The organism is Bradyrhizobium sp. SHOUNA76, assembly GCF_023006445.1.
In the GTDB taxonomy this organism is placed as follows: Bacteria; Pseudomonadota; Alphaproteobacteria; order Rhizobiales; family Xanthobacteraceae; genus Bradyrhizobium.
The window spans coordinates 1-6714 of sequence record NZ_JALBHA010000368.1 but is presented as its reverse complement, the minus strand read 5'-3'; the positions used below and the strand labels follow the sequence as shown (position 1 = coordinate 6714).

Genomic DNA, 6714 nt, shown 5'->3' with positions numbered 1-6714 from the left:
GTGATCGTTTTGCGCCCCTTGCTGCCGCGCGAAGAGCTGTTCATCGTGAGGTCTGCGTGCGGCGCCGACATCCGCTCGCTCTGCGCCGGCGTCGCGCCCGGCGGCGGTCGCATCATTCAATGCATCTCCAACAGGGCAGCCTCGCTATCGCCCGCGTGCAAGGACGTGCTCGCTCCGTTCGCGGCGAGATGATGCGGTTCGCATTCGCGCGTCAATGTTTGGCGGCGTGCGGTGAATGAATTTCCGCACGCCTGCAACGACAAATCGATTGCAGATATCCGATTTCGATCACGACAAGCCGGGAGGACAACATGCGTTCATTGCTGCTCGTTGCTTCTGCACTCCTCGCCTTCGGAGCGACCATGACGTTCGAGGCCACCGATGCCAATGCGGTGGTGTGCGCCCGCGGGGTCTATCGCGCCGGTTGCGCCGGCCCGAACGCGGCTGTCGTTGTCCGCAAGCCGGTTCCGGTGGTCCGCTGCACCCGGGTGCTGGTCAACGGCGTTTACGTAAAGCGCTGCGTCTAAACCGAGCGGATGGCCAAGCCGGCGCGGTTTGGCTATGATTCGGACCTGACGGTTTCGGACATGCGTTGAACGTGTGTCCGAAGATGGGCTTCGACGCGCCCGCGCTTGGCCAATAATTCCGCTGGCGCAGGACGCCGGAGCACATTAGTCTACCCCTAGATAGTAAGTATACTGTCAATTAGGGAGGCAGACGTTGCGGATCGCCGTGATTGGCGGGGGGCCCGGTGGGCTCTACTTCGCCCATCTCTGGAAGAAGCGTCACCCCGAGGATCAGGTCGACCTGTTCGAACAGAACCCGGCCGACGCGACCTGGGGCTTTGGCGTCGTGTTCTCCGACCAGGCCCTGGAATTCCTGCGCGCCGACGACCCCGAAACGGTCGATGCGATCGCGCCGCATATGGAGAGCTGGGAGAACATCACGCTGAACCTCGGCGGCGACAGCGTCGCCATCGACGGGGTCGGCTTCTCCTCGATCGGGCGGCTCGAGCTCCTGAGATTTCTGCAGCAGCGCGCGCTCGACGTCGGCGTCACCCCGCGCTTCGATACGCCGGTCCACGCCATCGACCAGCTCAATGGGCACGATCTGATCGTCGCCGCGGACGGGCTGAATTCGCTGGTGCGCCGCGCCTACGAGGGCGATTTCGGCACCTCGCTGTCCTACTCCTCCAACAAGTTCGTCTGGTACGGCACCTCGAAGCGGTTCGACACGCTGTCGCAGACCTTCGTGAAGACCGACCGCGGCGCCTTCAACGCCCATCATTATCGTTACTCGCCGGCCATGAGCACCTTCCTGGTCGAATGCGACCAAGCCACCTGGCAAGCCTACGGCTTTGCCTACAAGGACGTCGAACAGTCCAAGGGCGTCTGCGAGGAGGTGTTCGCGGACACGCTCGGCGGCCATTGCCTCGTCTCCAATAAATCGGTCTGGCGCAACTTTCCCTGGGTCTGGAACGAGCATTGGTCGTTCAAGAACATGGTGCTGCTCGGCGACGCCCTGCATTCCGCGCATTTCTCGATCGGTTCGGGCACGCGGCTTGCGATCGAGGACGCCATTGCGCTGGTCAAGGCGCTGGAATCGGATGCGCATCTTGCGACCGCGTTGCATCGCTACCAGGCCGCGCGAAAACCGGTAGTAGAGAAGCTCGTCAACGCCGCGCGCACGTCGGCGTCCTGGTACGAGCACTTTGCCGAGCACATGACGCTCGACCTGATGGATTTCGCCTACAGCTACATCACCCGCTCCGGCCGTATCGACGATTCCCGGCTGCGCGCGATGTCGCCGGCTTTCGCGGCCCGGTACGAGGCGGCCAAGAACGGCGGAGACGAGGCATGACCAACGAAATTCGCGACCAGGTGCCCGCCGACAGCGAAGGGACACGCGAGATCGGCTTTGCCGTTCCGCAAATCTACAACGCCAGCCGCGTGCTGTTCGACAATCTCGCCAAGGGCCGCGGCGACAAGCTTGCGCTGTTGGGTCCCGCGGGTACGCGGACCTATGCCGAGCTCTGCGCGGAGGCTTGCCGCTGGGGCAACGGTTTTGCATCGCTTGGCCTCACGCGCGGCGACCGCGTGCTGTTGTTCCTCGACGACACCCCGGCCTACCCGGCTGCCTTCTTCGGCGCGGTGCGCGCCGGCTTCGTGCCGCTCCTGATCAACACGCTGACGCCGCCGGATCTCCTGCAATTCTATCTTGCCGATTCCGGCGCGGCGGTTGCGGTGGCGGATGCCGAGTTCGCGGCGCGCTTCAATGCGGAGGCGTGCAAGGAGATGGGCCTGCGCACGCTGATCGTCGTCAACGGAGCGGTGGGCGATCATGCCGCGCCCGCGGCGATCTCTGCCGCAGGATGGCTCGCGCAATTCCCGGCCGAGATGGCGGAAGCGGACACCCATCGCAACGAGATGGCGTTCTGGATGTACTCGTCCGGCTCCACCGGACGGCCCAAGGGCATCGTGCATCTCCAGCACGACATGGCCTATAGCGAGGCCGCCTTTGCGCAGAACGTATTGAGGCTGACGCCTGACGACATCTGCTTCTCGGTGCCCAAAATCTTTTTCGCCTATGGCTTCGGCAATTCCGTCACCTTCCCGTTCTCGGCGGGAGGGGCAACGCTGCTGCTGCCGGGCCAGCCGAAACCCGCATCGATCTTTGCGGCGATCGAGCAGTACAGGCCGACGGTCTTCTTCGGCCTGCCGACGCTCTACACCTCACTGACCAAGGCCGAGGGCGCGCAACTGACGAATTTCTCGTCGCTGCGCATGTCGCTCTCAGCGGCCGAGGTGCTCTCGGCCGAAGTCTTCAACGGCTGGAAGACGCTCACCGGCCTCGAGATCGTCGAGGGCCTCGGCTCGACCGAGGTGCTGCACATCTATCTCTCCAACCGGCCCGAGCAGAAGAAGCTCGGCGCCGCCGGTCTGCGCGTGCCCGGCTATGAGGTCGCGCTCCGCGACAAGGACGGCCGCGAGGTCGACGACAACGAGGAAGGCATTTTGTGGGTCCGCGGCGATTCCAACACGCCGCTGTACTGGAACCGGCCGGACAAATCCGCCGAGACGATCCGCGAGGGCGGCTGGATCTACACCGGCGACCGCTTCATCAGGGATGCCGACGGCTTCCACTTCTTCCGCGGCCGCGCCGATGATCTCATCAAGATCTCGGGCCAGTGGGTCTACCCGCTCGAGGTCGAGCTCTGCCTCGCCGACCACCCCGATATCCGCGAATGCGCCGTGTTCGCCGCCGAGCTGCCGGACCGCCGCATGACGCTGAAGGCCGTGGTGGTGATGAACAACCGCGCGTTTAACCAGGGTGACGCGACGCGGCGATTGCAGGATTACGTCAAGGGCAAGCTGCTGCCTTACAAATATCCGCGCGAGGTGATCTTCATCGACGAGTTGCCGAAGACGGGCACGGGGAAGATCGATCGGCAGGCGTTGCTGAGGATGTGAGGCGAGGACGGAGTTCCACGCACCGCAATCGTAGGGTGGGCAAAGCGAAGCGTGCCCACCACTTCTGGTCCGTTAGAGAGAGGTCGTAGGCACGGCACAAGGGCGCCTTTGCCCACCCTACGAGATATGAGCGTGAGGCGCCAACGTCGCCCCACACACCCACTCTCACCCTGCCTTCCCCAGATGCTCCAGCGCATCCTCGGCCCGCAGCGGCACGCGTGACGCTTCGTTGTTGAGATCGACGAGCTGCACCAGCAGACCCATCAGCGTCTTGCGGTCCGCGGGCTTCAGCGGCTCCAGCATGCGCGCCTGGGCGCGCTCGACGGCGGGGATGATCTCGCGCAGGATCGCGGCGCCTGATTTCGTCAGGTGGAGCAGCTTGATCCGCTTGTCCTCGGGCGCCGGCTTGCGCTCGATATAATCCTTGGCCTGCAGCCGTTCGATCACGCTGCCGAGCGTGGAGCGGTCAAATGCGATCACAGCCGACAGCCGCGTCGCGTCGATGCCGGGATGGGTGTGGATCGCGATCAGCGCCGCATATTGCACCGGGGTGAGGTCAAACGCCTTGCACTCCTCCATGAAGATCGAGACCGCGATCTGCTGCATGCGCCGGAACAGATAGCCCGGCGCGGCATAGACGGCATCGATCGTGATCGGAGCGGGCGGCTTACTCGGCATCGGGCTGCTTCTCCGGTGCGGCATCGGCGAAAGCTGCGAGCGCCTTGGCGGCAGCTTCCGCCCCCAGCAGGCGCGGATAGGCCGAGATATCGACACCGAAGCGGCGCGCATTGGCGAGCTGCGGCACCAGACAGAGATCGGCCAGCGTCGGCGCATCGCCGAAGCAGAACGGGCCGGGCTCGTCCCTGATCAGCGTCTCGCAGGCCGACAGCCCCTCGCGGTTGACCCATGCGGCCCAGTCCTGGACCTTCTCCTCGGGCAGGCCAAGCTCGCGCAGCCGCGCCAGCACCTTCAGGTTCTGCACCGGGTGGGTGTCGCACGCGATCGCCAGCGCGAACGCCCGCACCTTGGCGCGCCGCAGCGGATCCTTCGGCAGCAGCGGCGGATTGGGGTGCGTCTCGTCGAGCCATTCGATGATCGCCACCGATTGGGTCAGCACTGTACCCGCATCGCTCTCCAACGCCGGCACCAGGCCTTGCGGATTGATGGCGAGATAGGCGGGCGCGCATTGCTCGCCCTTGCGCAAATGATGCGGCAGATGCGCGGCCTTGAGGCCCTTGAGGTTCAGCGCGATCCGCACCCGATAGGCGGCGCTGGAGCGGAAATAGCCGTGCAGCTTCATCGAAACCCTCCCTGAACTTTCCCCGTCATTCCGGGGCGATGCGCCAGCATCGAACCTGGAACCTCGAGGTTCTCCGGTGCGCAACTGCGCACCGGAGTTCGGCTCTTCGAGCCGCCCCGGAACGACGGCTTTGGCAATCTTCGCCACGTTGACGCTACCTAGATCGTCAGTATACTGTCAATCAACAAAACGATCGGGAGCAGCAACCATGGAAGCCGTGACCAAGACGCCGGAACGCGAGGCGTTCTACAGGAAGATCGACGGCGAAAACCTCACCGCGCTGTGGACGGTGATGAGCGATCTGATCACGCCGGAGCCGAAGAGCGCCTGCCGGCCTCATTTGTGGAAATTCGACGTCATCCGCGACTACATGACGGAAGCCGGCAAGCTCATCACCGCCAAGGAGGCCGAGCGGCGCGTGCTGGTGCTGGAGAACCCGGGCTTGCGCGGCCAGTCCAAGATCACGACCTCGCTCTATGCCGGCGTGCAGATGGTGGTGCCGGGCGACGTCGCGCCGGCGCATCGTCACAGCCAGTCGGCGCTGCGCTTCGTGCTCGAAGGCAAGGGCGCCCACACTGCGGTCGACGGCGAGCGCACCGCGATGGAGCCCGGCGATTTCATCATCACGCCGTCGATGACCTGGCACGATCATTCCAACGAGACCAGCGAGCCGATGTTCTGGCTCGACGGCCTCGACATCCCCTTGGTGCAGTTCTTCGACTGCTCTTTTGCGGAAGGCTCGAAAGAAGACCAGCAGAAGATCACGAGGCCTGCCGGCGACAGCTTTGCGCGCTACGGCCACAATCTCTTGCCGGTCGACGTGAAGCGTTCGTCGAAAACCTCGCCGATCTTCAGCTATCCCTATGCCTACACCCGTGAAGCCCTGGAGAAGGCGAGGGCGAGTCAGGAATGGGACGCCTGTCACGGGCTGAAGCTGAAGTTCAGCAATCCCGAGACCGGCGATTTCGCGATGCCGACGATCGGCACCTTCATCCAGCTGCTGCCGAAGGGATTCAAGACCGCGCGCTATCGGTCGACGGATGCCACAGTGTTCTGCCCGATCGAGGGCCGCGGCCGCAGCCGCATTGGCGATGCGGTATTCGAGTGGGGCCCGCGCGATCTGTTCGTGGTGCCGAGCTGGCATTGGGTCACGCACGAGGCGGATGAGGACGCCGTGCTGTTCAGCTTCTCGGATCGGCCGGTGCAGCAGAAGCTGGATCTGTTCCGCGAAGATCGCGGGAACGCGTGACGGTCTCGTAGGGTGGGCAAAGGCGCGAAGCGCCGTGCCCACGTCTTCGCGACTCATGGAGAGGTGGTGGGCACGCTTGCGCTTTGCCCACCCTACGGCTGCGGTGAGCCGCTACCGCCAGTGCAACAGCCGCGTCTCCAGCCAGCCGATCACCTTCCCGACCGCGAGGCCAAACACCGACAGGATCACCACGCCGGCGAGCAGCTGATCGGTCTGCATCAGATTGCCGGCCTGGAGCACGAAGGCGCCGATGCCGTATTGGGCGCCGATCATCTCGGCGCTGACGACGAGCAAGAGCGCCACGGAGGCGGTGATGCGGAAGCCGGCGAGGATCGCGGGCAGCGCGCCGGGCCAGATCACCTTACGCACGATGGTGGCGAAGGGAACGTTGAAGCTTTGCGCCATGCGGACCAGATTGCGCGGCACCGCGTCGACGCCGCTATAGACCGAGATCGCGGTCGAGAAGAACACCCCGAGCGCAATGGTCGCGATCTTCGGCTCTTCGCCGATGCCAAGCCAAAGGATCAACAGCGGCAGCAGCGCAATTTTCGGGATCGGGAACAGCGCGGAGATGAACGTGATGCCGACGCTGCGCGCCAGCCGCGACAGGCCGATGGCGAAGCCGACCGCGATCCCTGCCGCGGTGCCCAGCAGCCAGCCGACGCCGATGCGCAGCAGCGAGGCCGACAAATGTT

At 64.6% G+C, this 6714-nt stretch carries 7 protein-coding genes and 1 pseudogene; 5 read left to right on the top strand and 3 right to left on the bottom strand.

Annotated features, from left to right (window positions below; all coding sequences use genetic code 11):
* The 4 genes and pseudogenes from MOV74_RS27750 to MOV74_RS27735 form a co-directional block, all read left to right on the top strand.
* A pseudogene (locus MOV74_RS27750) lies at positions 1-192 on the top strand (hypothetical protein); the annotation flags it as partial.
* Between the two features lie 119 nt (positions 193-311).
* Positions 312-527 carry a hypothetical protein gene (locus MOV74_RS27745; RefSeq protein ID WP_028175115.1) on the top strand — a complete coding sequence of 72 codons (216 nt, stop codon included), beginning with the start codon at positions 312-314 and terminating at the stop codon, positions 525-527.
* 193 nt (positions 528-720) lie between these two features.
* Positions 721-1860 (top strand): FAD-dependent monooxygenase, encoded by a 1140-nt coding sequence (locus tag MOV74_RS27740; protein WP_246929769.1) that lies wholly within the window; start codon positions 721-723, stop codon positions 1858-1860.
* Positions 1857-3470, top strand: coding sequence for a benzoate-CoA ligase family protein (locus MOV74_RS27735; protein WP_246929767.1), 1614 nt, complete (start codon positions 1857-1859; stop codon positions 3468-3470). Before MOV74_RS27740 ends, MOV74_RS27735 begins: the two co-directional genes overlap by 4 nt.
* A 165-nt stretch (positions 3471-3635) precedes the next feature.
* On the opposite strand, the gene MOV74_RS27730 is transcribed toward MOV74_RS27735, so the two are convergent.
* Both MOV74_RS27730 and maiA read right to left on the bottom strand, forming a co-directional pair.
* Positions 3636-4148: a MarR family winged helix-turn-helix transcriptional regulator gene (locus tag MOV74_RS27730; RefSeq protein ID WP_246929766.1), complete on the bottom strand. Its 513-nt coding sequence runs from the start codon at positions 4146-4148 to the stop codon at positions 3636-3638.
* Complete coding sequence (maiA, locus tag MOV74_RS27725) at positions 4138-4770, bottom strand: maleylacetoacetate isomerase (RefSeq protein ID WP_246929765.1); 633 nt, start codon at positions 4768-4770, stop codon at positions 4138-4140. Before maiA ends, MOV74_RS27730 begins: the two co-directional genes overlap by 11 nt.
* Positions 4771-4978: 208 nt before the next feature.
* Here maiA and gtdA point away from each other — a divergent pair, with 208 nt between their 5' ends.
* Positions 4979-6019, top strand: a complete 1041-nt coding sequence (gene gtdA, locus MOV74_RS27720; protein ID WP_246929764.1) for a gentisate 1,2-dioxygenase — start codon at positions 4979-4981, stop codon at positions 6017-6019.
* Positions 6020-6130: 111 nt separating this feature from the next.
* Here gtdA and MOV74_RS27715 read toward each other — a convergent pair.
* The coding region (locus MOV74_RS27715) for an ABC transporter permease (protein ID WP_246929761.1) at positions 6131-6714 on the bottom strand (584 nt) is incomplete at its 5' end.